General features: G+C 70.5%; 22 protein-coding genes. 14 read left to right on the top strand and 8 right to left on the bottom strand.

The features are described 5' to 3' along the window. Positions 1-125: 125 nt before the first annotated feature. Entirely contained in the window at positions 126-782 is a 657-nt protein-coding gene (locus LWP59_RS34240; protein WP_144643400.1) for a response regulator, read from the bottom strand. Next, entirely contained in the window at positions 779-2,383 is a 1,605-nt protein-coding gene (locus tag LWP59_RS34245) for a sensor histidine kinase (RefSeq protein ID WP_229858487.1), read from the bottom strand. Before LWP59_RS34245 ends, LWP59_RS34240 begins: the two co-directional genes overlap by 4 nt. A gap of 215 nt (positions 2,384-2,598) precedes the next feature. On the opposite strand from LWP59_RS34245, the gene LWP59_RS34250 reads away from it, so the two are divergent. From LWP59_RS34250 to LWP59_RS34270, 5 genes are all read left to right on the top strand, one after another. Then, complete coding sequence (locus tag LWP59_RS34250; protein ID WP_144643401.1) at positions 2,599-3,405, top strand: ABC transporter ATP-binding protein; 807 nt, start codon at positions 2,599-2,601, stop codon at positions 3,403-3,405. Then, entirely contained in the window at positions 3,395-4,273 is an 879-nt protein-coding gene (locus LWP59_RS34255) for an ABC transporter permease (protein ID WP_144643402.1), read from the top strand. Before LWP59_RS34250 ends, LWP59_RS34255 begins: the two co-directional genes overlap by 11 nt. Positions 4,274-4,289: 16 nt before the next feature. Then, positions 4,290-5,339, top strand: a complete 1,050-nt coding sequence (locus tag LWP59_RS34260; protein ID WP_144643403.1) for an ABC transporter substrate-binding protein — start codon at positions 4,290-4,292, stop codon at positions 5,337-5,339. Between the two features lie 183 nt (positions 5,340-5,522). Further along, a complete protein-coding gene (locus LWP59_RS34265; protein WP_186383487.1) occupies positions 5,523-6,212 on the top strand; it encodes a G1 family glutamic endopeptidase in 690 nt (229 codons plus the stop codon). A 56-nt stretch (positions 6,213-6,268) separates the two neighbouring features. Continuing rightward, complete coding sequence (locus LWP59_RS34270) at positions 6,269-7,507, top strand: aminodeoxychorismate synthase component I (protein WP_144643404.1); 1,239 nt, start codon at positions 6,269-6,271, stop codon at positions 7,505-7,507. Between the two features lie 216 nt (positions 7,508-7,723). Here the strand turns inward: LWP59_RS34270 and LWP59_RS34275 are convergent, their stop codons facing one another. Both LWP59_RS34275 and rsmI read right to left on the bottom strand, forming a co-directional pair. Beyond that, positions 7,724-8,680, bottom strand: coding sequence for a quinone oxidoreductase family protein (locus LWP59_RS34275; RefSeq protein WP_144646321.1), 957 nt, complete (start codon positions 8,678-8,680; stop codon positions 7,724-7,726). 242 nt (positions 8,681-8,922) lie between these two features. Further along, complete coding sequence (gene rsmI / locus LWP59_RS34280; RefSeq protein ID WP_144646319.1) at positions 8,923-9,747, bottom strand: 16S rRNA (cytidine(1402)-2'-O)-methyltransferase; 825 nt, start codon at positions 9,745-9,747, stop codon at positions 8,923-8,925. Between the two features lie 56 nt (positions 9,748-9,803). Here rsmI and LWP59_RS34285 point away from each other — a divergent pair, with 56 nt between their 5' ends. Further along, positions 9,804-11,357 (top strand): dolichyl-phosphate-mannose--protein mannosyltransferase, encoded by a 1,554-nt coding sequence (locus LWP59_RS34285; protein WP_144646317.1) that lies wholly within the window; start codon positions 9,804-9,806, stop codon positions 11,355-11,357. Between the two features lie 496 nt (positions 11,358-11,853). Here LWP59_RS34285 and LWP59_RS34290 read toward each other — a convergent pair whose 3' ends face one another. Continuing rightward, positions 11,854-13,572, bottom strand: coding sequence for a serine/threonine-protein kinase (locus LWP59_RS34290; RefSeq protein WP_144646117.1), 1,719 nt, complete (start codon positions 13,570-13,572; stop codon positions 11,854-11,856). 143 nt (positions 13,573-13,715) lie between these two features. On the opposite strand from LWP59_RS34290, the gene LWP59_RS34295 reads away from it, so the two are divergent. The 5 genes from LWP59_RS34295 (at position 13,716) to LWP59_RS34315 (ending at position 19,559) form a co-directional block, all read left to right on the top strand. After that, the gene (locus LWP59_RS34295; RefSeq protein ID WP_144646115.1) at positions 13,716-15,587 is read left to right on the top strand and encodes a propionyl-CoA synthetase; all 1,872 of its coding nucleotides are present in this window, start codon (positions 13,716-13,718) and stop codon (positions 15,585-15,587) included. A 78-nt stretch (positions 15,588-15,665) separates the two neighbouring features. Then, positions 15,666-16,550, top strand: coding sequence for a MarR family transcriptional regulator (locus tag LWP59_RS34300; protein WP_229858485.1), 885 nt, complete (start codon positions 15,666-15,668; stop codon positions 16,548-16,550). A gap of 69 nt (positions 16,551-16,619) precedes the next feature. After that, complete coding sequence (locus LWP59_RS34305) at positions 16,620-18,179, top strand: beta-N-acetylhexosaminidase (protein WP_144646113.1); 1,560 nt, start codon at positions 16,620-16,622, stop codon at positions 18,177-18,179. A 73-nt stretch (positions 18,180-18,252) separates the two neighbouring features. Continuing rightward, positions 18,253-19,056 (top strand): SGNH/GDSL hydrolase family protein, encoded by an 804-nt coding sequence (locus LWP59_RS34310; RefSeq protein WP_144646111.1) that lies wholly within the window; start codon positions 18,253-18,255, stop codon positions 19,054-19,056. Next, positions 19,029-19,559: a TetR/AcrR family transcriptional regulator gene (locus tag LWP59_RS34315; RefSeq protein WP_144646109.1), complete on the top strand. Its 531-nt coding sequence runs from the start codon at positions 19,029-19,031 to the stop codon at positions 19,557-19,559. The genes LWP59_RS34310 and LWP59_RS34315 overlap by 28 nt, the downstream gene beginning before the upstream one ends. 204 nt (positions 19,560-19,763) lie before the next feature. Here LWP59_RS34315 and LWP59_RS34320 read toward each other — a convergent pair whose 3' ends face one another. Together LWP59_RS34320 and cadA are read right to left on the bottom strand one after the other, a co-directional pair. Further along, positions 19,764-21,164, bottom strand: a complete 1,401-nt coding sequence (locus tag LWP59_RS34320) for an aminotransferase class I/II-fold pyridoxal phosphate-dependent enzyme (RefSeq protein ID WP_144646067.1) — start codon at positions 21,162-21,164, stop codon at positions 19,764-19,766. 24 nt (positions 21,165-21,188) lie between these two features. Beyond that, positions 21,189-22,919 (bottom strand): cadmium family heavy metal-translocating P-type ATPase, encoded by a 1,731-nt coding sequence (cadA, locus tag LWP59_RS34325; RefSeq protein WP_308431792.1) that lies wholly within the window; start codon positions 22,917-22,919, stop codon positions 21,189-21,191. Between the two features lie 62 nt (positions 22,920-22,981). Here cadA and LWP59_RS34330 point away from each other — a divergent pair, with 62 nt between their 5' ends. The 3 genes from LWP59_RS34330 to LWP59_RS34340 are packed head-to-tail and all read left to right on the top strand — an operon-like array spanning position 22,982 to position 25,322. After that, positions 22,982-23,341, top strand: a complete 360-nt coding sequence (locus LWP59_RS34330; protein ID WP_144646061.1) for an ArsR/SmtB family transcription factor — start codon at positions 22,982-22,984, stop codon at positions 23,339-23,341. A 17-nt stretch (positions 23,342-23,358) separates the two neighbouring features. After that, on the top strand, positions 23,359-23,853 hold the full coding sequence (locus LWP59_RS34335) for a PH domain-containing protein (protein WP_229858482.1): 495 nt from the start codon (positions 23,359-23,361) through the stop codon (positions 23,851-23,853). Continuing rightward, positions 23,850-25,322: a PH domain-containing protein gene (locus LWP59_RS34340; protein ID WP_229858479.1), complete on the top strand. Its 1,473-nt coding sequence runs from the start codon at positions 23,850-23,852 to the stop codon at positions 25,320-25,322. Before LWP59_RS34335 ends, LWP59_RS34340 begins: the two co-directional genes overlap by 4 nt. Here LWP59_RS34340 and LWP59_RS34345 read toward each other — a convergent pair. Further along, on the bottom strand, positions 25,290-26,756 hold the full coding sequence (locus LWP59_RS34345) for a phytoene desaturase family protein (protein ID WP_144646063.1): 1,467 nt from the start codon (positions 26,754-26,756) through the stop codon (positions 25,290-25,292). The two genes, LWP59_RS34340 and LWP59_RS34345, sit on opposite strands and share 33 nt — an antisense overlap. Positions 26,757-26,807: the final 51 nt, after the last annotated feature.

Here is a 26,807-nt window from a genome sequence, read left to right on the forward strand (position 1 = left end):
ATCTATCGTTCGCGCCGTACCGAGCGAGGACGTGTCAGTTCTGAAGGAGCTCGGCTACACAGTCATCGCACCCCCGGCAGGTGTCGAGCAGGACAGGTCGAAACCCCTGCACAGCTGGTGAACGCCTAGGCACGCCAGCTGTACTCGTGCTCCGGCCGGCCTGTCGCGCCGTAGCGGAGGCGCATTTCGACCGTGCCGGCCTCGGCCAGGGCCGTGAGGTAGCGCTGCGCCGTGGCGCGGGCCACGCCCAACTCGTTCGCGATCTCCGCCGCCGAGAGTGGGCGCGCCGCGCGCTGGAGCTGCTCGGACACCAGCCGCGCGGTCGCGCTCGACTGGCCTTTCGGCGTCGCCGCGCGGTCCTGTTCGTGCAGGACGCGGAAGGCCCGGTCGAGGCCGGCCTGGTCCAGGTTCCGGTCGTCCGCGACGAGCTGCCGGTACCGGGCATACGCGGTCAGCCGCTCCGCGAACTGGCGCGTGGTGAACGGCTTGATCAGGTAGTTCAGCGCCCCGCCGCGGACCGCCGCGCGCACCGAGCGGGTGTCCGTCGCCGCGGACAGGATGATCGTGTCGGTCTGCAGCTCCGCCAGCAGGCTCAGCCCCGACTCGTCCGGCAGGTAGACGTCGAGCAGCACCAGGTCCGGCGACAGCTCCCGCACCCGCGCGCGGGCCTCGGCGGCGGTGTGCGCCGTGCCGACCACCGCGAACCCCGGCACCGCCTCGACGAACCCCGCGTGCACACCGGCGACCCGGAAGTCGTCGTCCACGATCAGGGTGCGGATCATGCCTCCCCCTCCAGCAGCTCCGGCAGCGCCGCGACGAACAACGCGCCCCGGTCCGCACCGCCCGCGTCCGCGAGCCACACGTCACCGCCCCGTGCCCGCGCCGCCTGCCGGGCCAGCGCCAGCCCCAGCCCGTGCCCCGGCGCGATCTTGGTCGACACGCCTTCGTCGAACAGCGTGTCCCGCAGGTCCGGCGCGATCCCCGCTCCACTGTCCATAACGGACACATGCAAGGTGGTTCCTTCGTCGAGCAAGGCGATTTCGACGGTCGAAGGACGCCGCGAGCCCATCCGCGCGGCGTGCAGCGCGTTGTCCAGCAGGTTGCCGACGACGGTGTTCACGGCGATCGGATCGGTCACCGTGGCAGGCACCCAGGAGTCGTCCGACAGCCCGAGTGTGACCCCTTTTTCCTGCGCCTGCTCGATCTTCGCGACCAGCAGTGCCTGCAGGTACGGGTCGGTCACGCTGTCCCCGATCGCGCCGGGACTCAACATCGAGGTGTCGGTCAGGGTCTGCAGGTACTCGATCGCCTCGCCGTTGTGCCCGAGCTGCAGGAGCCCGGACAAGGTGTGCAGCCGGTTGCTGAACTCGTGCCGCTGCGCACGCAGGCCGTCCGACAGGGACCGGACCGCGTCGAGCTCGCGGGTGAGCGCGTCGAGATCGGTGCGGTCGCGGAATGTCAGCACTGTGCCGAGATCCCGCTCGTCCCGGCGCACCGCCCGCGAGTTCACCACGAGCACCCGGTTTCCGGCCACGGCAAGGAGATTGTCCACCTGCTGCCGTTCTGCAACCGCTTTCCCGAGCCGCGGCGACAGGTCCAGTTCGGACACCTGCGCACCCACGGGTAACGGCTTTCCCAGCAGCCGCTCGGCTTCGTCGTTGCGCGCGGACACGCGGCCCACCGCGTCGACGGCCAGCATGCCCTCGCCGATGCCGTGCAACACGGCCTCCCGCTCGTACAACAACTCCGTCAGCTCACGCGGTTCCAGCCCGTGCGTCAGCCGGTTCAACCGCCTGGTCAGCAGCGCCGACGCGCCCACCCCGAGCGCGAGCGCGCCGACCGCGAACAGTGCGCAGGTGAGGATCAACCGGCCCAGATCCCCTGTCGCCGCACCGATCTCGTACCCGACACTGACCTCGCCGACGATCCGGTCGTCCGCGGTCCTGATGGGCGTCTTGCTGCGGACCGACTGGCCCAGCGTGCCCGCCTGCACGGCGCTGACCACGTCCTTGCCCGCCAGCGCTTCCGACGGATCCGTGCTCACCAGCTTGCCGATCTGGCTGACGTCGGGATGCGCGAGCCGGATACCCCGATCATCGGTGATGACCACGAACAGCGCCCCGGTCCGCGCGGTCACGGCCTGCACCTGCTGCTCGAGCTCGCCACCCGGTCGTCTCGCGGCGGCGTTCGCGACGACCACCGGATCGACGGCCACCGTATGGGCGATGCCCAGCGCGCGCTCGCCGTACTGCTCACGCAGCGTGCCCCACAGCAGCCAGCTCACCAGTGCCAGCCCGACCGCCAGCAGCAGCACCACGACCCCGATCTGGAGGATCAGGATCTGCCGCGAGAACCGCATGCGACCGAAGACGCCGTTGTCCATTTCGGGAGATTACTGCGGCGCGAAGCGTCTCGGTGAGGGGCGGCGGTCGGGCGAGGGGCTGGCGGATACCCACTGCTCAAGACACTGAGCTTAATGTGCGAAACGCTCAGAACGCGCGAGAGACAGGCAGAACGCGAACAAGCTTCACGCGCGGGACACGGCTTCTTAACCTCCGTCACACGGTCCACCCAACCGAGTGACGAAGGAGTCACCCGATGTCCTCACCACTGATCGAACTGGTCGGTGCCACCAAGCGGTTCCCCAGCGGGAGCGGTTCGGTGCACACCGCGGTTCGGGAGCTCGATCTGACCGTCGACCCGGGCGAGTTCGTCGCCGTGGTCGGACCCACCGGGTGCGGCAAGTCCACCACGCTGTCGCTGGTCTCCGGCCTGCAGCCGGCCTCCGCGGGGCAGGTGCGCGTCAACGGCGAGCCCGTCACGTCCATTCCGGACGGTGTCGGCTACATGTTCCAGACGGACGCCGTGATGCCGTGGCGCTCGGTGCTCGACAACGTCGCCTCGGGCCCGCGGTTCCGGGGCGCCTCGAAGGCCGAGGCCCGCCGGCAGGCCGCCGACTGGGTCGAGCGCGTCGGCCTCGCCGGGTTCGAGAAGTACTACCCGCACCAGCTCTCGGGCGGGATGCGCAAGCGGGTCGCACTGGCCCAGACCCTGGTGACCAGGCCGCGGATCATGCTGATGGACGAGCCGTTCTCGGCGCTCGACGTGCAGACCCGCGCGCTGATGCAGGACGAGCTGCTGCGGTTGTGGTCGGGCAGCGGCGCCGCTGTGGTGTTCGTGACCCACGACCTCGAAGAGGCGATCGTGCTGGCCGACAAGGTCGTCGTGCTGACCACGAGCCCGGCGACCGTCAAGGACGTGTTCACCATCGACCTGCCGCGCCCGCGGAAGGTCGAAGAGCTGCGCATCACCGAGGAGTTCCTGGGGATCTACCGCGAGGTGTGGGAGTCGCTGCGCGTGGAGGTCGACAAGGCCCGGACGAAGGGAGCGAGTGATGTCGCTTGAGACCGCAGGCACGCCGATTCTGGTGCAGCCGGAGACCGAGGAGATGATCCTGGCCCGCCAGCGCAAGGCCGTGGGCCGGCGCCGGCGCAACACCTGGTTGCTACGGCTGGGAATCGTCGTGGTGTGGCTCGGCAGCTGGGAGCTCGCCGCCACGTTGTGGATCGACCCGTTCTTCTACTCGAAGCCCTCCCGCATCTGGGACCGGCTGGTCGGCTGGTTCACCGCGGGCACCGATTTCGGCTCGATCTGGTACCAGCTGTGGGTCACCGTCGAGGAGGCCGTGTTCGGGTTCGTGCTCGGCGCGCTCGCCGGGGTCGTGCTCGGCGTGCTCCTCGGGCGCAGTCAGTACCTCGCCGACGTGCTGGCGCCGTTCATCAAGGCGGCCAACGCCGTGCCCCGGATCGTGCTCGCCTCGCTGTTCGTGATCTGGTTCGGCCTCGGGCTGGCCTCGAAGGTCGCGACCGTGATCGTGCTGGTGTTCTTCGCGGTGTTCTTCAACGCCTTCACCGGCGCCCGGGAGGTGGACCGCAACCTGATCGACAACGCGCGCATCCTCGGCGCGCGTCCCGTCCAGGTGCTGCGGTCGATCGTGCTGCCCAGCGCCACGTCGTGGATCCTGTCCTCGCTGCACACCGCGTTCGGCTTCGCACTGATCGGCGCCGTGGTCGGTGAGTACGCCGGTTCCAAGGCCGGCATCGGCTTCCTGATCGCGAACGCGCAGGGCACGTTCGACTCGGCGGGCATCTACGCCGCCATGATCATCATCACCGTCGTCGCCCTGCTCGCCGAATGGGGCATCGGACATCTCGAGAACCGGCTGCTGCGCTGGCGGCCGTCGATTTCCGCCCAGACCACCTCGGCCGTCTAGAAAGGACACCGGATCAATGAGGATTCGCAGGATCGCCGCCGCCGTCGCCGCGCTCGCCCTTGTCGTGGGCGCGACGACCGCCTGTCAGGACTCGCGCGTCGCGCAGACCGGGGCGAACGGCAAACCGAAGGTGACGATCATCGTCGGTGGCCTCGAGAAGGTCATCTACCTGCCCGCGATGCTGACCCAGCAGCTGGGCAACTTCACCGCACAGGGCCTCGACGTCGAACTGCAGGGCGAGCAGTCGGGTGCCACCGCGGAGACCTCGCTCGTGGCCAAGCAGGTCGACGGCGTGGTCGGGTTCTACGACCACACGATCGACCTGCAGGCGAAGGACCAGTGCATCCAGAGCGTGGTGCAGATGGCCAACATCCCCGGTGAGGCGGAGGTCATCGGCACCGCGAGCGCGGGCAGCATCAACAGCGCCGCGGATTTCAAGGGCAAGAAGCTGGGCGTGACCTCGCTCGGGTCGTCGACCGACTTCCTGACGAAGGCGCTCGCGGCGAAGGCGGGCGTCGGGGCCGACCAGTACACGCCGGTGAAGGTCGGCGCCGGGCAGACGTTCATCGCCGGACTGGACAACGGCGGCATCGACGGCGGTATGACGACCGACCCGACCATCGCGCAGCTGACCAACACGGGCAAGGCGAAGGTGCTCTACGACATGCGCACCGTCGAGGGCACGAAGGCCGCGCTCGGCGGCCTGTACCCGGCGACCTCGCTGTACCTGAACTGCGACTTCGTGAAGCAGAACCACGACGTGGTGCAGAAGCTCGCCAACGCCTTCGTGGCCACGCTCAAGTGGATCGGCCAGCACACCCCGGAGGAGATCGCCGCGAAGATGCCGCCCTCCTACAGCGGCGGTGACCAGGCGTTGTACGTGAAGTCGATCAAGGACAGCATCGGGATGTTCAACACCGACGGGAAGATGGACCCCGCGGGCGCGAAGAACGCGCTCGAGGTGCTGTCGTCGTTCTCGACGAACGTCAAGCCCCGCAAGGATTCCATCGACCTGTCGAAGACCTACACGACAGAGTTCGTGGACGCGGCGGCCGGCCAGGGCTGAGCAACCTCCCGACGGGGCCGGGCGCGAGCACCCGGCCCCGTTTACCTTTCCTTGAATCTTCCTTGGTTGGTGATTTTGATCCGAAAGTAGCTGTTGGCGAGGAAGCTTCGATATCGATAATTACCGGCGGTGCACCCCCGATCACGCTCGAGTCCCCTGCCGATGAACGGATTGGAACCCGCTATGAAACCGACCCTCTCCCGCTGCGCGGGCATGCTCGCCGTCGCAGCTGTCGCCACCACCGCCTTCGCGGGCACGGCGACGGCGGCGCCCGTCTTCGGGGCGCAGAACTTCTCCGGTGGAAACTGGGGTGGTTACGTGAGTTTCGGCAGCTTCACCACCGCGACGGCCAGCTGGGTCGAACCGTCGGTCACCTGCAACTCGACCAACGACCTGTTCGCCCCGTGGGTCGGCATCGACGGCGACGGCTCGTCGACGGTCGAGCAGACCGGGGTCGCGACCGACTGCTCCAGCGGTTCCGCCGTGTACCAGGCGTGGTACGAGATGTACCCGGCCGCGCCGGTGTACTACAGCAACCCGGTCAGCGCGGGTGACCACATCTCCGCGACGGTGACCCGGACCGGCACCAGCACGTACAACCTGGTCATCAGCGACACCACCAAGGGCTGGTCGAAGACCACCACGAAGTCGCTGTCGTCGAAGCACTCGTCCGCCGAGGCGATCATCGAGTCCCCGACCGACTCGTACCCGAGCATCAGCGGCGGGGTGAAGTTCACCGGGGTCAAGTTCGACGGGACGAACCTCGCGTCGACCTCGCCGTCCGCGCTCGACGCCGACGACCGGGGCTCCTACACCTGGATCCCGGGTGCCATCGCGTCCGACGGCACCGACTTCACGATGACGCGCCACTAGCCGGCTTCGCCGCCTCCGGCGCATCCCGGAGGCGGCGGTTCGGGCACAATGCCCCAGTGCGGCTCGTCAGGAAACGCTTGCGGGGCAAGCGGACCGCGGACGAGGTGCTGGCGTCACTGACGGTGCGCGCGCGGGCGCAAGGGGTGGGCACGGCGGCCGGGCTGTGTGGCGACTGGTTCGGCTCGCAGGCCGTACTGGCGCCCGAGGTACGGCCGGCGCCGGCCGCCGACCCGTTCTTCCCGTTCCGAGGCCAGCCCGAGCCGCCCGGGGACGGCGCGGTGGGCGGCGGCTGGTTCGGCTACCTGTCCTACGACCTCACCGACCCGTCCGGCCGCGCCACCGGCATCCCACGTGCGGTCTGGAGCTGGGCCGACCACGTGCTGCGCCTCGACACCGAGGGCCAGTGGTGGTTCGAAGCCCTGGGCCCCGGCGCCGACCCCGCCGAGTTCGAAGCCTTGCTGGCCGCCCCATCGCCGCGCCTGCGCTGGGCACCGGCGCGGCTCGACCGGCCGTTGCCGCACACCGAGGCGATCAAGGCGTGCGTGCACGCGATCGAGGCCGGTGAGCTGTTCCAGGCCAACATCTGCACCCGGTTCACCGGGCGGTTCGCGGGCGACCCGGCGGGTCTGTTCGCCGAGGGCGTCCGGACGCTCGCCCCACGGCGAGCCGCCTACCTCGAGGGCGACTGGGGCGCCATCGTGTCCCTGTCGCCGGAGCTTTTCCTTGCCCGGCAGGGTCTTTCGGTCCGCTCGACACCCATAAAGGGCACGCTTCCCCGCCGCGGCCCCGCGGACGACCACCTGCGCGCGCGGTTGCGGGAGTCGGTGAAGGACGTGGCGGAGAACGTCATGATCACCGATCTGGTGCGCAACGACCTCGGCCGCGTGTGCGAGGTGGGCAGCGTGCGGGTGCCGGACCTGCTCACGGTCCGCCCGGCGCCGGGCGTGTGGCATCTGGAGTCCACAGTGGAGGGTCAGCTGCGCGGGACGGACGAGGACCTGCTGCGCGCGACGTTCCCGCCAGGCTCGGTGACGGGCGCGCCCAAGATCCGGGCGCTCGACCTGATCGCGGAGCTGGAGCCCGGCCCTCGCGGGGTGTACACCGGCGCGGTCGGCCTGGTGTCGCCGGTCGCCGGGCTGGAGCTGAACGTCGCGATCCGCACGTTCGAGATCGCGGCGGGCCGGATCGCCCTGGGCGTCGGCGGCGGCATCACGGCGGACTCGGACCCGCAGGCGGAATGGGCGGAATGCCTCCACAAGGCGGCGCCCCTGGAACGCCTGCTGGCGGCGGGCTGACCTCGCGCTGTGCCCGAGGTGGCGGGTACTCGAAACCCGCCGCCCGGCAACGAAACGAAGGCCGTCCTGGCCAGGCCGCTCCCTGATCCCGATACGCAGCCTCCTCAGCGGTCGCCGCGCCGGGTCAAGGCATCTTTCCCGCCTTGACGCGGTGTGGCGACCGTTGAACACTTGGCGATCGGGTCAAGGACGGCCCCGCCCCCACCCCGCCCGTCCCTACCGGCGCGGGTCCAGGATCAGCTTGCCCATCGTGGCCCGCGAGCGCAGCGCCTCGTGCGCCTTGCGCGCCTCCGAAAGCCCGTACTCGCCGCCGGGAACCGCCCGGATCTTCCCCCCGAGCGACAGCTCGAACAGCTCCGCCATGGCCTTGCCGAACACGTTGCCCGGCAGAGTGAGCGCGTGCGGCAGCCACATGCCCGAGATCGTCGTCGAGTGGCTGAGCACGGCGCCGAGCTGCACGGGCTTCGGCTGCTGCCGGCTCGCCATCCCGTAGAACGCGAGCCGCCCGAAGGGGGCCAGCGCGGCGATGCTCTGGTCGGTCACCCGCCCGCCGGTCATGTCGAGCACGATGTCCACCCGCTTGCCGCCGTTGGCCTCGCGCAGTGTCGCGGTCATGTCCTCGGCGCGGGAGTCCACCGCGACGTCCGCGCCCAGCTCCAGCGCCAGCGCCCGCTTCTCCTCGCTGCTGGCGGTCGCGATCACGCTCCCGGCGCCCCACGCCTTCGCCAGCTGCACCGCGATGCTGCCGACTCCGCCGGCGGCCGCGTGCACGACAACGCTTTCTCCTGATTCCAAATGCGCGTTTTTGCGCAACAACAACCACGCGGTCGAACCCTGCACGATGAAGGAAAGCGCGGAAAGGTCGTCGACCCCGTCGGGCACCGGAATGAGCGTGCGGCGATCGGCGACTGCCCGTTCGGCATATCCGCCGCTGTTCACCAGCGCCACCACGCGGGCACCTTCGGACGTGCGCCCGATCACCTCGCCGCCGGGCACCAGCGGCAGCCGGCTCGGGGCCAGATAGGTGTTCTCGGCCTGGTGGGTGTCCGCGTAGTTGACCCCGGCGTGGTCCACCTCGACCAGCACCTGGCCCTCGCCGGGCACGGGATCGGGCAGTTCGACATTCCGCAGGACCTCGGGACCACCGAACTCCGTCACCTGAACAGCGCGCATGGCCGGAACCTTACCGGTCGGTAATCGGATAAACGGCGGTAGCCTGGCCGCGCTGGGGGATTTTGTCATCGGGGGGTTCGATGAATGCCGAAAGCGTGAGCTATCCGATAGCGGGGGACATCGGGTACGTGGTCGTCGGCGAGTACCGGCGGCGGCTCACCGTCGAGCTCAACGTCCAGGCCGTGCGCAAGCTGCCGACAGCCGTCGTCAGCCGCCGGGTGTTGATCGCGGCGAAGCGCGCGTTAGCCTCGGCGGGCAGCGAGGACGGCGTCGTAGAGCTCTTTCTTGGAGACCCCGGCGACACCGGCGACCTCGGCGGCGGCGAACTTGAGCCGCTCGCCGGCGGCAACCCGTGACACGACCTCCTCGACCAGGTCGCTGACCTGGACCGCGGCGGGCCGGGCGCCTTCGAGGACCACCGTGATCTCGCCACGCACACCGTCGGCGGCCCACTCGGCCAGCTCCGCGAGCGTGCCCCGGCGCACCTCTTCGTAGGTCTTGGTCAGCTCGCGGCACACGGCGGCGCGGCGCTCGCCCAGCGCCTTCGCGGCCTCGTCGAGCGTCACCGCCAGCCGGTGCGGTGACTCGAAGAAGACGACGGTGCGCTGCTCACCGGACAACGCGGCGAACCACTTGGCCTTCTCACCGGCCTTGCGCGGGGCGAAGCCCTCGAAGCAGAACCGGTCGCTGGGCAGCCCGGACAGGGCGAGCGCCGTGGTCACCGCGGACGGCCCGGGCAGGCAGGTGACCGGCAGGTCCTCGGTCACGCAGGCCGCGACGAGCCGGTAGCCGGGGTCGGACACGCTGGGCATGCCCGCGTCCGTCACCAGCAGCACGGTTTCGCCCGCGTGCAGCGCTTCCAGCAGCTTCGGCAACCGCGCCGTCTCGACGTCTTCGTAGAAGCTGACGACCCGGCCACCCGGCGTCACGTCCAGTGCGGCGGCCAGCGCGCGCAGGCGCCGGGTGTCCTCGGCGGCGATGACGTCGGCCTCCGCCAGCGCGGTGATCAGGCGCGGGGACGCGTCCCGCGAGTCACCCAAGGGTGTGGCGGCGAGGACCAGCGGCATGTCGTACACCCTAGGGCCACCACGAACTCACCTGGTCACCCCTACGATGAGTCCCCGTGACCGCACTGCTGACCCGCCCGTCGCCGGACCCGGTCGAGTCACTGCGCCCGCCGACCGACCGCGAGGCCACCCTGCTCGGCCGCCCGATGCCGTCGGACCGGCTGCGCGGCTGGGTGGTCACCATCGTGCTGGGGCTGGTCGCGGCGATCACGCGGTTCCAGAACCTGGGGTTCCCCACCGACAAGGGCACCCCGATCTTCGACGAGAAGCACTACGTGCCGCAGGCGTGGCAGATGCTGCGCAACGGCGGCTTCGAGGACAACGCCGGCTACGAGCTGGTGGTGCACCCGCCGCTGGCGAAGCAGCTGATCTCGCTCGGCGAGTGGATGTTCGGCTACGACGGCTGGGGCTGGCGGTTCAGCTCCGCGGTGGCCGGCACGATCATCGTGGTGCTGACCGTGCGTGCCGCCCGGCGGCTCACCCGGTCCACGCTGCTCGGCGGGATCGCGGGCATCCTGGTCGTCTGCGACGGGGTGTTGTTCCTGCAGTCGCGGATGGGGATGCTCGACATCTTCATCGCGCTGTTCTCGTTCGCCGCGTTCGCCTGCCTGCTCGTCGACCGTGACCAGGTGCGCCAGCGGCTCGCCGTCGCGGTGCGGGAGGGCTGGGCGGACGAGTCGCCGTGGGGGCCGCGGCTGGGGTTCCGCTGGTGGCGGTTCGCGAGCGGGGTGTGCGTCGGGCTGACCTTCGCTGTCAAATGGTCCGGGCTGTACTACATGGCGTTCTTCGGGCTGCTGGTCGTCGGGCTCGACGTCGCCGCCCGCCGTGCGGCCGGGGTGCCGCGCCCGTGGCTGGGCACGCTCCGGCGTGACGTCCTGCCCGCGCTGTGGGCGATGGTCGCGCTGCCGATCATCATCTATCTGGCGAGCTGGTGGTCCTGGTTCGCGAGCGAGTCGGCGACGGACCGGCACTACACCGAGATCAAGGACATCGCGCCAGGATTCTGGGGCTGGGTGCCGGCGGGGCTGCGGTCGCTCGGTGACTACTCGATGAACGTGCTGCACTTCCACGAGACGCTGCTGACGCCGAAGAACGACCCGCACCCGTGGGAGTCGAAGCCGTGGACCTGGCCGATGGGCCTGCGGCCGATGCTCTACTACTACGAGTCGGGCACCAGCACGTGCGGCAGCACGGACTGCGTCCAGGCGACGATGCTCATCGGGACGCCCGCGACCTGGTGGCTGGCCGGCCCGATGATCGGCTGGGGTCTGTGGCGCTGGGTGTTCCGCTTCGACTGGCGATACGCCGTCGTGCTGGTCGGGTATTTCGCCGGGTACCTGCCGTGGTTCACCAACATCGACCGGCAGATGTACTTCTTCTACGCCACGCCGATGGCCCCGTTCCTCGCGCTCGGGCTGACACTCGCGCTGGGCCAGATCCTGGGCAGCGCCCGGCGCGGTTTCGAGCGCCGGGGCACGGGCCTGCTCGTGGTGGCACTGTATGTGGGGCTGGTGGTGGCCAACTTCGCCTGGCTGTGGCCCATCCTGAACGGGGATACCATCTCGGGTGCCCACTGGCAGGCGGAGCTGTGGCTACCGAGCTGGCGGTAGCCGGTGGGCGGTGCTCCCAGCCACCCACTCACGGCGACCCGGCAACGCCCGACCGCCCCGCGAAGGCGAACCCGGCAACGGCAGCCAAGAATGCGATCCCCGCGTCCCTAACACTCCGCGATCGGGGTGGGGCGGCCCACCTCGCGCCCCGCGCGGGGTGGGCCGCCCCACCCCCGCCCCCGCCTAACCCCAGCCCAGCTCGTGCAGGGGAAAAGATCAAGAGAGTCCTCGCCGGACGGGCAGGCTCAAAGATGAGCCAGGAAAAGCCCCTACGTCACCTTCTCGAGGTGGTCGAGTTGGGTGGCCATCCCGTCGCCTGCGGTATGCGCATATCACTTTGCCCCAGCCCCGCAAGCTTGGTGCTCCCAGCCGCCGGCCCCAGCAGATGTTGCGGGCCTGGACCAAAGTGATGCCGCGAGTTCAGGCGACGGGATGACCACCCAACTCTGGGGCTGGGACGGGCGTTCCCCAGCCACTCGAACCAATCCCACCCCACCTACCCCCGAGGCGGCAACGCCCGCGTCGCGGACTGTTGCCTCGGCACGATCCTCGTCACCGGTCCGTCCGGGGACTTGCCCGCGCGGCCCAGCCAGCCTTCGACCTCGTGCCGGACCGCGTTCAGCGTCGGGCGGCGGCGGGGTTCGTTGTCCAGCGACGCGATCAGCAACCGCGCGTGCGCCGAGCGCTGGGGCAGCCGCGAAGCCGGTTCCGCGCGCGCCGCGGCCATGAGCGCCGCCATCGGGCTCTCGCGCGTCCCCCGCGGGGGGTAACCCGACAACGCGTAACTGACCGTCGCCGCGAGTTGCCAGGCGTCGGAGGCCGGAGAGGCCGCCGCGCCGGCCGCCTGTTCCGGCGCCACGAAGTCCGGCGTGCCGATCATCATGCCCGTCGCGGTCATCGTGGAGTCGCCGCGGCTGCGGGCGATACCGAAGTCGATCAGGTGCGGCAGCCCACTCGGGTCCAGGATGATGTTCGAGGGCTTGATGTCGCGGTGCAGCACACCCTTCTCGTGCGCGGCCTGCAGCGCACCGGCCATCGTCGCCCACAGCCTGCCCGCGGCGATGTCTTCCAACGGGCCCTGACCGTCGACCGCCGTGCCCAGCGCCTGACCCTCCAGGTACTCCATCACCAGCGCGAGCCCGTCCGGCTCCTCGACCAGGTCGTACACCTTGACGCAGTTCGGGTGGCTGACCATGGCGAGCGCGCGGGCCTCGCGGCGCATGCGCTCCTCGGTGTCCCGGTCCGGCGCGTGCGCGATCTTCAGCGCCACCGTGCGGCCGAGCTGGTTGTCCACCGCCTGCCACACCGTGCCGAACCCGCCGTGGCCCAGCCTGCGGATCCGCCGGTACCGCCCACTGCCGTTGGCGGTCGAGCCGGGCGGCACGGGCACCGGGCCCGGCGCGGACGCGAGCTGCTGCGCGGGCGCGACGGCCGTCGGCGCGTACTGCTTGTTCGGCGGCGCGGCGGGAGGGGGCTGCTGAGGCATCGGCCGCGGCGGTGGCTCCGGCTTGCGCTCCTGCCGTGGCCGGTTGATCACCGCCCACGGCGGCGGCCCCACGAGCGCGACCGGGATCAGCCCGAGCACGGTGATCGGCAGGAAGCCCAGCCACAGGTGCACCGCCGTGTTGGCCTCGACCGTCGAGCTGAACACCACGAACAGCACGAACGGCACCCAGAGCAGCCGGCCCGGCCACTTCTGTCCCCGGCGCATCGCGGTGCGGGCCTGCAGGATCACGAAGAACAGCGACGCGACCGGCAGCCCGATGAGCGCGCCGAGGTAGTAACCGTAGGCGAGCTTGCTGCCCGACGGGTAGAACAGCGTCTCGAAGACGTTCTGCCCGCCGCCCAGGTACTCGCTCTGCTTGCCGATGAACCCGCAGTAGTCACGGCCGATCGTCGACAGCTCGGCGCCGGACAGGCCCGACGGCTGCCCCGCGTACGCGGCGCGGAAGGTGCCGGAGACGCCGTTGGCCAGCAGCCACGGCAGCAGGAACACGGTCACCAGGCCTGTCACGGCTATGACACTGATCGTCACGGCGTCGTAGGTGTTGCCGGTGAACTTGCGCATCAGCGCGACGATCACGGCGCCCAGCACCGGGAACAACGCGATGAGCGCACCGGCGGCGCTGGTCGCGAACACCCAGTCACCGGGACAGAACCCCGGGTTGAACAGGGTGTGCGCGAGGGACAGCAACCAGCTCGCGAATGCGTTCACCGCCGGTCCCTCCTGCTCGGGTGTTTCGCCGACCCCCACCCTATTAGTCGGTTGGACGCGCGGCCCGCCCGGCGGGTTGCCGCGTCCTCGTTTCGGGAGATGATGTGGGGAAACCGGCTCGACGACGAGGAGGTCTCTCCCCCATGGGCACCTACGCCGAGGAGTACCAGCGCAGCCTGACCGACCCGGAGGGGTACTGGCTGGGCGCCGCCAAGGCCATCGACTGGGTCCGGGAGCCCGAGCGGGCGCTCGACACGACGAATGCCCCGCTCTTCCGGTGGTTCCCCGGCGGCGAGCTCAACACCTCCTACAACGCACTGGACCGGCATGTCGAGCGCGGCCGCGGCGAGCAGGCGGCGCTCATCTGGGACTCCCCGGTGGCATCGGCGAAGCGGACGTACACCTACGCGCAGCTGCGGGACGAGGTAGCGCGCTTCGCGGGCGCGCTGCGTTCGCTGGGCGTCGGCAAGGGCGACCGGGTGATCATCTACATGCCGATGGTGCCCGAAGCCGTCGTCGCGATGCTCGCGTGCGCGCGCATCGGCGCGGTGCATTCAGTCGTGTTCGGCGGCTTCGCACCCAAGGAGTTGGCGGCACGCGTCGAGGACGCCAAGCCGAAGGTCATCGTTGCCGCGTCGTGCGGCATCGAGCCGACCCGAGTGGTCGAGTACCTGCCGATCATCAACGCCGCGCTGGGCGCGACGGCCCATCAGCCGGACAAGGTCGTCGTCCTGCAGCGGGACGCGGCGCAGGCCGAGCTGGGTGCCCGGGACGTCGACTGGCAGGAGCTGATGGCAACCGCCAAGCCCGCCGAGCCGGTTCCGGTCGCCGCGACCGACCCGCTGTACATCCTCTACACCTCCGGCACGACGGGGAAGCCGAAGGGCGTGGTGCGCGACACCGGCGGTCACGCGGTCGCGCTCGCGTGGACGATGGGCGCGGTCTACGACATCCAGCCCGGCGACATCTGGTGGACCGCCTCCGACGTCGGCTGGGTCGTCGGGCACTCCTACATCGTGTACGCGCCACTGTTGATCGGCGCGACCACGCTGCTGTACGAGGGGAAGCCCGTGGGCACGCCGGACGCGGGCGCGTTCTGGCGCGTGATCTCCGAGCACCGGGTGAAGGCGCTGTTCACGGCGCCGACGGCGTTGCGGGCGATCAAGCGGATCGACCCGGACGCCCGCGAGCTCGAGGCGTACGACATGGCGGACTTCAAGACCCTGTTCCTCGCCGGCGAACGGCTCGACCCCGAGACCTACCACTGGGCGCACGAGAAGCTGGGCACGCCGGTCATCGACCACTGGTGGCAGACCGAGACGGGCTGGCCGATCGCCGCGAACCCGCGCGGCCTCGAGCCCATGCCGGTCAAACCCGGTTCGGCGACCGTGCCGCTGCCCGGGTACGACGTGCGGATCCTCGACCAGTCGGGCGAACAACTGCCCGCCGGCCGCGAGGGCGCGATCGCGATCAAGCTGCCGCTGCCGCCGGGCACGCTGCCGACACTGTGGGGCGACGACGACCGCTACATCGAGGCGTACCTGTCGCGCTACGAGGGCTACTACCTCACCGGTGACTCGGGCTACCGCGACGAGGACGGCTACCTGTTCGTGATGGGTCGTACCGACGACGTGATCAACGTGGCCGGGCACCGGTTGTCCACCGGTTCGATGGAGGCGGCGCTCGCCTCGCACCCGGCGGTCGCGGAATGCGCGGTGATCGGCGTGCGCGACGAGCTGAAGGGGCAGCTGCCGCGCGGGTTCGTCGTGCTCAAGGCGGGTGTCGAGATCGAGGAGGACATCCTGCGCGAGGAGCTGGTCGCCACGGTGCGCCGGGACATCGGCCCGGTGGCGGCCTTCCGCCATGTGTCCATTGTGGACGCGCTGCCGAAGACCCGGTCCGGCAAGATCCTGCGCAAGACGATGCGCGGCATCGCCGAAGGCCGCGACGAACCGGTCCCCTCGACGATCGAGGACCCCGGGGTCCTCGACGCACTGCGCGACATCCTGCGATAACCCCTGCTCAGGTGCCCTTCGCGGCACCGCTTCAGCGAATAGTAGCCATGGCAATAATAGCCATGTACACTAAATTTCGTGGAGCCGACGACGGGGTATCTGGTCTGGCGGTTGTCGATGAAGTGGCGGGCGTCGGTGGACCGGACGCTGGCTTCACTCGGACTGACGCATGCGCAGTACTCACTCCTGGCGTCCCTGAGCGGCCTTTCCCGCACCGGGACGCAGCCGAGCCAGCGGGAGCTGGCCGACTACACCGGGCTCGAGCCCATCTACGTCTCGAAACTGGCCCGCACGCTGGAAAAGGCGGGCCTGGTCGAGCGTCCCGTCCACCCGGACGACCCGCGGGCCGTCCGGCTGAAGCTGACCCAACGCGGCCAGGAGGTCGTCGCCGAGGCGATCGGCCGCGTGCACGCCCTGTTCGCAGAGCACATGGCACCCATCGGGGGGCCGGACGCGCCGCGTGCCCGGGAGCTGCGCCAGAGCCTGGTCGCCCTGCTCGGCGAAACCCCGCTCACCATCGACGAAAGCGAGCGCACCATGACCACCCCACGCACGATCAACGGCCGCACCATCAACGTCGCCGCCGCCGCGACCCGCTCGGTCCTGGAAACCTTGCTCGACAAGGAAGGCCTGGACTTCGACGCGTGGATCGCGCTGCAGTACGTCACGGAGCCCACGACGCGTGAGGCCGTCCGGGGCTCGATCACGGTGCCCGGCGCGCCGGGCGGCCCCGCGATCGAGGCCGCGCTCGACCGCCTCGCCGCCGCGGGACTGCTTCGGGAAAGTGGCGGACAGGTCGAGCGCACCGCCGAAGGAACTGAGCTGTTCGGGCGAATCACCGCGGTCACGGCCCAGATCGGCGACCAGCTGTTCGACGGGATCGACCCGCGGGACCTGGCTGCCGCGGAGCGGGTGCTGGAGCGGGTCACCGAGCGTGCGACGGCGGTGCGCGGCGGGCTGTGAGGCATTGCATGTCCGGATGAAGTGGTCTATACCTTTGAGATCCGCTCCCCCCGACAGCCGGAGTGCCCGATGCGTAGACGCGTGTCCCTGGCAAGTTTGTTCGGCGCGGCCCTGCTGGCTCTCACCGTGTTCGCCCAGCCGGCGAGCGCGGAGCAGACCACACGGCAGCTCACCGATGTGATCCCTGTTCCCGTTGACGCCAAACCCGACCCCCGAGCCGATTTCCGGCTCGACCCGGCGACGGCCATCGTCGCCGGCCGGGACGCCCGGCAGGTCGCCGGCTACCTCGGCGGCCTGCTGCGGCCGTCCACCGGATACCGGTTGCCCGTGGTGCCGTTCGCGGTCACCTCGAAGATCGAACTGGATCTGGCCAGGACGGCGAAGGTCGGTGACCAGGGCTACCAGCTCGACGTCACCAAGCGCGGCGTGACCATCCGCGCGAACACCACCGACGGGCTGTTCGCCGGCGTGCAGACCCTGCGCCAGCTGCTGCCCCCGTCGGTCGAGTCGAAGACCGTCCAGCACGCGAAGTGGGTCGTGCCCGGCGGCAGCATCACCGACTACCCGCGGTTCGGCGAGCGCGGCGCGATGCTCGACGTGGCGCGGCACTTCTTCACCCCGGACCAGGTCAAGCTGTACATCGACCAGATCGCCCAGTACAAGATCAACACGTTGCACCTGCACCTGGCCGACGACCAGGGCTGGCGCATCGAGATCAAGAGCTGGCCGAACCTGGCGAAGTACGGCGGCAGCACCGAGGTCGGCGGCGGTCCTGGCGGCTACTACACCCAGGCCCAGTACAAGGACCTGGTCGCCTACGCCGCGTCCCGGCACATCACGGTCGTCCCGGAGATCGACATGCCCGGGCACACCAACGCCGCGCTGGCCTCCTACCCCGAGCTCAACTGCGACGGCGTGGCCCCGCCGCTCTACACCGGGATCGACGTCGGCTTCAGCTCGTACTGCGTCGACAAGGACATCACCTACAAGTTCCTCGACGACGTGATCGGCGAGCTCGCGGCGATGACTCCCGGCAAGTACCTGCACATCGGCGGCGACGAGGCACAGGCGACGACCGAGGCCGACTACCAGAAGTTCGAGAGCCAGGTGCTGCCGATCGTGGCCAAGCACGGCAAGCTCGCCGAGGGCTGGCACGAGATCGCGAGCGTCAACCCGCCGGTCAGCGCGATTCCGCAGTTCTGGGACACCGACGGCCAGGACGCCGCGACGGCCGCCGCGGCCGCGGCCGGCAACAAGATCCTGATGTCGCCGGCGAACAAGGCGTACCTGGACCAGATGTACACCCCCGACAGCCCGCTGGGCCTGCACTGGGCCGGGTACGTCGAGGTCAAGGACTCCTACGACTGGGATCCGGCGACGGCGGTACAGGGCGTGGGCGAGCAGCAGGTGGCCGGTGTCGAGGCGCCGTTGTGGTCGGAGACACTGACCAACAGCGACGCCATCGAGTACATGGCCTTCCCGCGGCTGGCGGGGATCGCCGAGATCGGGTGGTCGCCGGAGTCGACGCACGACTGGAACTCCTACCGCGAGCGATTGGCCGACCAGGGCCCGCGGTGGACCGCCGAGGGAATCGACTTCTACCGGTCACCACAGGTCGACTGGAAGTAAGCCCCGGTAGACACTGTCTACTTCGTTTGGTACCAAGGTCTTCTTGGGTGAACAACTCATGACGGAGACCTGAATGCAGTACGAACGGTTCATCGCCCTCGGCGACAGTTGCACCGAGGGGCTGCACGACCCGTACCCGGGCAGCACGCAGTACCGGGGCTGGGCGGACCTGGCCGCGGCGACCCTCGCCGCGCTCAACCCCCAGCTCCGGTACGCCAATCTCGGCGTCCGGGGCCGGCGGCTCGACCAGATCATCGTCGAGCAGATCCCCACGGCGCTCGATCTCCAGCCCGATCTCGTGGCACTGTTCGGCGGCGCCAACGACGTCATGACCAGGCATTTCCGCCCCGAGGTCGTCGCGAAGCGGGTCGACGCGGCGGTTCGCATCCTCACCAGGTCGGCGCCATCGGTCGTGGTGTTCACCCTGAGCGACGTGTCCAGCCGGATTCCCGGCGTGCTGCGTGTCCGGCACCGGATCGACGCGCTGAACGAGTCGATCCGCGCGGCGGCCGGGCAGTACGGCGCGATGCTGGTCGACCTGGCCGACGAGGACGTGCACGACCTGCGGTACTTCGGCCCCGACCGGCTGCACCTGTCCGAGCCGGGGCATCGCAGACTTGCCGCGCACCTGCTCACCCGGCTGGGTGTTTCCAGTGATCCGGCGTGGCTGGCGCCGCTGCCCGGCGAACCGCTGCAGCCGGGCCTGCGGGCGCACGCGCAGTGGATGTGGCAGGAGGTGCTGCCGGTGGCGCTGACCCGTACTCGCAACTGGTTCGTGGGCCGCTCGCCCGGCGACGGCTTCGCGCCCAAACGTCCGGAACTGCTGCCTGTCCTCGACGAACTGAACCCGTGGACAGCGATCCCCGGCGGCGCCTGATCTCGAGCGCGGTGGCGCTGCTGACCGACGAAGGCGTGGAGGCGGTGACGCTGCGGCGCATCGCCAGGGAGGCCGGCGTGTCGCACGGGGCGCCGTTGCGGCACTTCACAGGACGGGCGGAGCTGCTGTCGGCGGTGGCGAGCGAGGGGTTCGCCGAGCTCGGCGAGGCGGACCTGCCGAAGGCCGGTGCGCAGGCACGGTTGCTCGCGGCGTGCCGGGCGTACCTCGAGTTCGCCCAGCGGAACCCGGCGATGTTCGAGCTGATGTTCCGGCACGACCTGATCGACACGGCGGAGCTGGACCGGGCGTTGTTCACCCGGTTCACGACGCTGGTGGCGGACGCACAGGCGGCGGGCTGGCGCGAAGGCGTGGACTCACGCACCCTGGCGGCGTCCCTGTGGGCGGCCCTGCATGGCCTCGCCGAACTCTGGCTCTGGGGCGGCCTCGCGGACCGCGACCTACCCACGACCCTCGAGGTGACCCTCACCGCCTACCTGGGCTGAGAGGTGCGCGTCGGTGGGCAGCCGGCTCCGGCTCGCCACCACCCGCGCCCCGGCGCCACCCTCCACTGCCCACCCCCGGGAACGGCGGCCCCGGCAACGGCAGCCGGGTGGCCCACCGCCCACACCCCGGACCGACCCGAAGCCTCCTCACTCCAGCGCCGGGGCGGGGGTGGGCCACCTCGCGCACAGCGCGAGCCCCCCAACTCACCGCCGCCCCGGGCTGATCCGCCTCCCGGCCGCCTGCAGCGCCGCCCACGCCGCGTCCACATGGGCCGCCGTCGTCGCCGGGGCGCCGATCGCCAGGCGGAGCCAGACCTCGTCGCCCACTTTGGTGTGGCTCAGGTACAGCTTGCCCGACGCGTTGACCCGTTCCATCAGCTCCAGCGCGTCCGTCCGAAGTGGACGGAAGCACACCAGCCCGAACGGATGGTGTGCCCGCAGCTCGAAGTCCGGGTCCGCCGCCACCAGCTCCGCGAACCGGTCCGCCAGCGCGATCCCCGTCCGCACGTGCTCGCGCAGCCCTTCCGCGCCGTACCACCGGATCACCGACCACAGCTTCAGCGCGCGGAACCGCCGCCCGAGCGGCACCTGCCAGTCCCGGTAGTCGATCACCTCGCCGGACTCGCTCGCCGCGTTGCGCAGGAACTCCGGCAGGATCGACAGCGCGTCGATCATCGGCTTGCGGTCGGCGACCCACAGCACGCCGCAGTCGAAGTTCGTCAGCAACCACTTGTGCGGGTTCGTCGCGTAGGAGTCCGCGTACTCCGCCACCCCGTCGTTGATCCACCGCAGGTCCGGGCACACGGCCGCGACACCCGCGTACGCCGCGTCGATGTGCAACCAGATCCCGTGCTCGCGGCAGATCTCGCCGATGGCGCGCACCGGGTCGATCGCCGTGGTGGACGTCGTGCCGATCGTCGCGCACACCAGCGCCGGAGTCACACCCGCGGCGACGTCCTCCTCGATCAGCGCACGCAGCCGCGCCGGGTCCATCTCGAGCGTCTCCGGGTGCACGTCCACGGTTCGCACGTCGCCCGCCACGAGGCCGGTGATCCGGCCCGCCTTCTCCAGCGCCGAATGCGTTTGCGAGGACACGTAGATCGTGCGCCGCCCGTCGGTGCCCGTCCGGTGCAGCGCCGCGAGCACGGCCACGAGCGCGGCACTCGACGCCGAGTCCTGGATCACCCCGCCGCCGGCGGAATCCGTGCGGAAGTGCGCGGGCAGGCCGAGCAGTTCCGCGAGCCAGTCGACCACGACCGTTTCCAGTTCGGTGCACGCCGGGCTCGTCGCCCACACCATGCCCTGCACGCCGAGCCCGGACGACAGCAGATCGCCGAGGATGCCCGGCCCGCTGGCGTTCGCCGGGAAGTACGCGAAGAAGCTCGGGTGCTGCCAGTGCGTGACGCCGGGCAGGATCACCCGGTCCATGTCGGCGAGCACCTGTTCGTACGGTTCGCCCTGCTCGGGCGGATGGGCCGGCAGCATCGCGCGCACGTCGCCCGGCCGGACCTGTGCGCGCACCGGGTGCTTCTCGACGCTGCCCAGGTAGTCGGCGATCCAGTCGACGACCTGCTTGCCGTACTGCCGGAACTCCTCCGGCGACATGTGCCCTGCCATCCGCCCAGCTGATCAGGTCCAGGCGGACTTCCGCAACAGCCGCAGCCCGTTGAGGGCCACCAGCGCGGTCGATCCTTCGTGCCCGATCACGCCCAGCGGCAACGGAAGCGTGCCGAGCAGGTCCCACAGCACGAGGCCGACGATGAACGTGCCCGCGAGCGCGAGGTTGGCCAGCACGAGCCGCCGGGCCCGCCGGGACAACGCGATGACCGCGGGGATCGTGCTCAGCTCGTTCCGCACCACGACGGCGTCCGCGGTCTCCAGCGCGAGATCGACGCGCCCGACGGCGACCCCGACGTGGGCCGCCGCGAGCGCGGGCGCATCGTTGATGCCGTCGCCGACCAGCATTACCCGCTCACCCAGCTCGCGCACCGCGGAAACCTTGTCCTGCGGGAACAATCCCGCTCGCACGTCGGTGATGCCGACCTCGGCGGCGATCTTCCGGGCGGCGTCCTCGCCGTCCCCCGTCAGCAGCACCGGCTCGAACTCCGCGAGCGCGGCGACGGCCGCGTGCGCGTCGTCCCGCAGCCGGTCGGTGAGGGTGATCGTGCCGACCTCGACGTCGTCGACGTACACCGTCGGCCCGCGGCCCACGAACACCTGCCTGCCCTCGACGATCGCCCGAACCCCGACACCCGGAACCGCGGAAAACTCTTGCGCGGAAGATACTTCCAGGCGACGTTCTTGCGCGGCAGAAACTATCGCGCGGCCCAACGGGTGCTCGCTCGCGTACTCCGCAGCCGCCGCGAGCCGGAGGACCTCGTCGTCCGCTTCGACGACCTGTGGCGCGCCTTCCGTGAGCGTGCCGGTCTTGTCGAACGCGACCCGGGTGGTCGTGCCGAGCTGCTCCATCACCACGGCGGACTTCACCAGCACCCCGTGCCGGCCCGCGTTGGCGATCGCGGACAGCAGCGGCGGCATGGTCGCGAGCACGACCGCGCACGGGGAGGCGACGATCATGAAGGTCATCGCGCGCAACAGGGTCGGCCGCAGGTCCGCGCCGAACGCCAGCGGCCCGAAGAACAACGCGAGCGTGGCGAGCACGACGCCCACCGAGTACCGCTGCTCGATCTTCTCGACGAACAGCTGGGTCTTCGCCTTGGTGGCCGACGCCTCCTCGACCATCGCGACGATCCGCGCGATGACGGTGTCCGACGCGGCCCTCGTGACGCGCACGTGCAGCGCACCGGTGCCGTTGAGCGTGCCCGCGAAGACCTCGTCCCCGGCACTCTTGGGCACCGGCAGCGGCTCGCCGGTGATCGACGCCTGGTCGACCTCGCTCGCCCCCTCGACCACCTCGCCGTCGGCACCGATGCGCTCGCCGGGCCGCACCAGCACGACGTCCTTTACCGCCAGCGACGCCGTGTCCACGACCTCCGCGCCCTCCGCCGTCAACCGCGTGACGTGATCGCCCGCGAGGTCCAGCAGGCCACGCACGGAGTCCGCCGTCCGCCGGGTCGCGACCGCCTCCAGCGCGCCCGAAGTCGCGAAGATGATGATCAGCAACCCGCCGTCGAGCACCTGCCCGATCGCGGCCGCGCCCACCGCCGCGACGACCATCAGCAGGTCCACGTCGAGCGTTTTGTCCCGCAGGGCAAGGAGTCCGTCACGCAAGGGCGCCCAGCCGCCAGCCAGATAACAGCCCGCGTACAGCCATTCGGCGGGCCCGCCCGCGAGCTGCACGCCGAGCGCGGCCAGGAAGAACACCGTCGACACCACGGCCCATCGCACTTCCGGAAGCATGCCGCCGAGCCTACAGGAACACATGAAGACGTCTACATGTGTTCTATTGCTAGGATTACACCGTGGGGCACGGAGTCGAAGGCAGGGACACGCCTGCCGCGTCGCTGGACGCGGCGAGTGCCGCCACGGTCGCCGCCACCCTGCAGGCGTTGGCCACGCCGAGTCGCCTGCTCATGCTGACCCGTCTGCGGCAGGGGCCCTGCTCGGTCGGCGAGCTCGCCGAAGCGGTGGAGATGGAGCAGTCCGCGGTGTCACACCAGCTGCGCCTGCTGCGCAACCTCGGCCTCGTCGCCGGACGCCGCACGGGCCGCAGCATCGTCTACAGCCTGTACGACAACCACGTGGCCCAGCTGCTCGACGAGGCCGTCTACCACGTCGAGCACCTCCGACTCGGCGTAACAGACCGCTCCGACACGGCTTGACTGGCAGAGTGGTCGACGTGACCGAACCAGTGCTGGATCTTCGGCCCCCGGCGAACCTGGTGAGCCGCCGCGCGGTGCTGTTCTGGACGACCAGGGCGGCCCTCGGCTGGCTCGTCCCGCTGATCGGCGAGCTGCTGTGGCTCGTCCTCGGCGATGGCGGCACCCCGTTGGCCATCGTCCTCGTCGTCACCGCCGTACTCGCCGTCGCGCACCTGATCGTGATGCCCCAGTGGCGTTACCGCGTGCACCGCTGGGAGACGAGCGAGCAGGTCGTCTACACCCAGTCCGGCTGGTTCAACCAGGAACGCCGCATCGCGCCGGTCTCGCGGATCCAGACCGTCGACACCGAGCGCGGCCCGCTGGAGCGCATGTTCGGCCTCGCCAACCTCACCGTCACCACCGCCTCCGCGCGCGGCCCGGTGCACATCCACGGCCTGGAACTGGACACCGCGCAACGGCTCGCGGCCGACCTCGCCACCCGCACCCAGGCCACCGTCGGGGACGCGACGTGACCGAGCCTCCACTGCCCTGGCACCGGCTGAGCGCGAAGATGCTCGCGGTCCACCCGGTGCAGGAGACCATCCGGTTCCTGCCCGTGCTCATCGGCGTGCTGTTCATCGGCAGCAACGGCCAGGGCCACATCTGGAGCCTCGTCGGCCTCGGCATCGCGGTGGCGGGCGGGTTGCTGCGCTGGTTCACCACGACCTACCAGATCACGCCGTCGCACATCCGGGTCCGCCGCGGACTCCTGCGCCGCCGCGAGCTTTCCGTGCCGCGCGACCGGGTCCGCTCGGTCGACCTGACCGCGCATCCCCTGCAACGCATCCTCGGCCTCAGCCGCGTAGTCGTCGGCACGGGCCGGTCGGACCGCCACGACGAAGGCGTCACCCTCGACGCGCTCGCGACCCCGGCCGCGGCCCAGCTACGCGAGGAACTGTTGCACCGCAGCGTTTCCGTCGAGCAGAAGGAGCCCGAGGGAAGAGTCGTCGCGCAGCTGTCGCCGCGGTGGGTCCGGTACGGGCCGTTCACGTTGTCCGGCATCGCGACGATCGGTGTCGTGGTCGGCTCGCTGGCCAACCTGTTCAACGAGACGCGCCTCGACCCGGACAACTTCGGCCTGCTGCGCTCGGTCATCGGGCAGCTCACGTCGGTACCGGTCGCCGTCGCGGTCGTGGAGATCACCGTCTTCGCGGCGGTGCTCGTCGCCGTGCTGTCCGCGCTCGCCTACGTCCTGGCGTTCTGGAACTTCCGGCTGACCCGCACGGAAGGAACGCTGCACGTCACGCGTGGCCTGCTCACCAGCCGGTCGACGACCATCGAGGTGCGACGGCTGCGCGGCGCCGAGATCAGCGAGCCGCTGCTGCTGCGGGCCGCCGGCGGCGCGCGCTGCATGGCGATCACCACCGGCCTGCGGGTCGGCCGCGGCTCCGAGCACGGCGGGTCGGTCCTGCTGCCCCCGGCGCCGCTCGCCGAAGCGCGGCGGGTCGCGGGCGAGGTCGTCGGCGATGCCGAACCGGCGGTGCACGACCTCATCCGCCACGGCCCGAGGGCGCACCGGCGCCGCTACACACGGGCGTTCTTGTTCGCGGCGATCGTGACCGGCGTCCTCCTGCTGCTGTGGTGGCTCGCCCGCTGGCCGGCGTGGCCGTGGCAGGCCGCGCTCGCGCTGTTCCCGCTCGGCGCCCTGCTGGCCGAGGACCGCTACCGCAACCTCGGTCACGCCCTGCTGGGGCGGCGGCTGGTGTTCCGGCACGGCAGCCTGCTACGCCGCCGGTACATGCTGTCCTCCGAGGGCGTGATCGGCTGGGTCGTGCACCGGTCGTTCTTCCAGCGCCGGGCGGGACTGGTCTCGCTCACCGCCACCACCGCGGCCGGACGGCAGCACTACACCTGCACAGACATGCCGGCCGCCGAAGCGGTCGCGCTGGCCCACGACGCCGTGCCCGGGTTACTCGACCCGTTCCTCGTCCGGCGCGAGTGACGGCAGCTCGCGGATGCCGAACTCGTTGCGCAGCACGGATTTCGCCGCGAAGTAGCCGCTCATGCCGTGTACCCCCGGGCCGGGCGGCGTGGCCGCGGAGCACAGGTAGACACCGCCGAGCGGCGTGCGGTACGGGTTCCACTTCAGCACCGGCCGCCCGGCGAGCTGCCGCAGGTCGATCGCGCCGGCAGCGATGTCCCCGCCGACGTAGTTCGGGTTGTATTCGTTCTGTTGCAAGGCATTCGTGCTCCGGCTGGCGAGCACGGTGTCGGTGAAGCCGGGCGCGAACCGTTCGATCTGACGGCGGATCAGCTCGGTGGGATCGACGGGATCTCCGTTGGGCACATGGCAGTACGCCCACACCGGCCGCTTTCCCGGTAGGCCACGCGTCGGGTCCGCGACCATGGGCTCGGACAGCAACACGTATGGCGCCTCGGCTCGTTTCCCTTTCGTGGTGGCGTTTTCGCTCGCGTACACCGCCGCCTGGTCCCCGCACACGTGCACCGTGCCGGCCTTGCGCAGCTCGGGGTTCGCCCAGGGGATCGGCTCGGACACGAGGAAGTCGACCTTCGCGGCGGCGGGTCCGTAGCGGTACTTCTCGAGACCGCGCCGGTAGCGATCGGGCAACAGGGGACCCGCGATGTCGAGCAGGTTGCGCGGCCCGATGTCGAGCACGACGGCGCGGAAGGCCGCGAGCTCACGCAGGTCGGTCACCGGCCGCCCGGTGTGCAGAATTCCGTGGTGCGCGAGGAAATCGTCGGCGAGCGCGTTCGCGATCCGCTGGCTGCCGCCACGTGGGAGGGGCCAGCCGGTCGAATGCGCGAGGTGCCCGAGCAGCAGGATGATCCCGGCCGCGGGCAGGCTCGGCAACCTGCCGACGGCGTGCCCGGCGACACCGGCGAGCATCGCCGCCGCCTCTTCGGTGTGGAACAAGTGCCGCGCGATCGGAGTGCCCTGCGTGAGGATCCGGGCGGGCAACGACAGCAGCGCCCACGGATCGGCCGGCACGGACCGCTGGTCGGAGAACAGCGCGTCCACCAGGCCCTGGGAGTGCATGACGAGTGGCCGCATCAGCTTCCGGTACCGCGGCCCGTCCGCCCCGAGCGCCTCGCATGTGCGGTCGAGGCTGCGGTATGCCAGGCCCGCGCGGCCGCCGTCGAGCGGATGCCCGTAGGCGATCTCCGGCTGGCACATCTCGACGCCGCGAGCAGGCAGGTCGAACTCGCGGAAGAAGCGGCTCGCGGCCGCCATCGGGTGCACGGCCGAACAGATGTCGTGGCCGACCTCGGAGTCGAACAAGGCCTTCGACCGCAGCCCGCCGCCCAGCTGCTCCGCACCCTCGCAGATCTCGACCCGGAGCCCGGCGCGGGCGAGCATCACGGCGGCGGCCAGCCCGTTGGGCCCGGATCCGACCACGACGACATCACTGGCCATCAACCGGGTTTACCCCACCCGATGATCAGGGCAAACACCGGTGTCCGGGAA

The organism is Amycolatopsis acidiphila (genome assembly GCF_021391495.1).
In the GTDB taxonomy this organism is placed as follows: Bacteria; Actinomycetota; Actinomycetes; order Mycobacteriales; family Pseudonocardiaceae; genus Amycolatopsis_E; species Amycolatopsis_E acidiphila.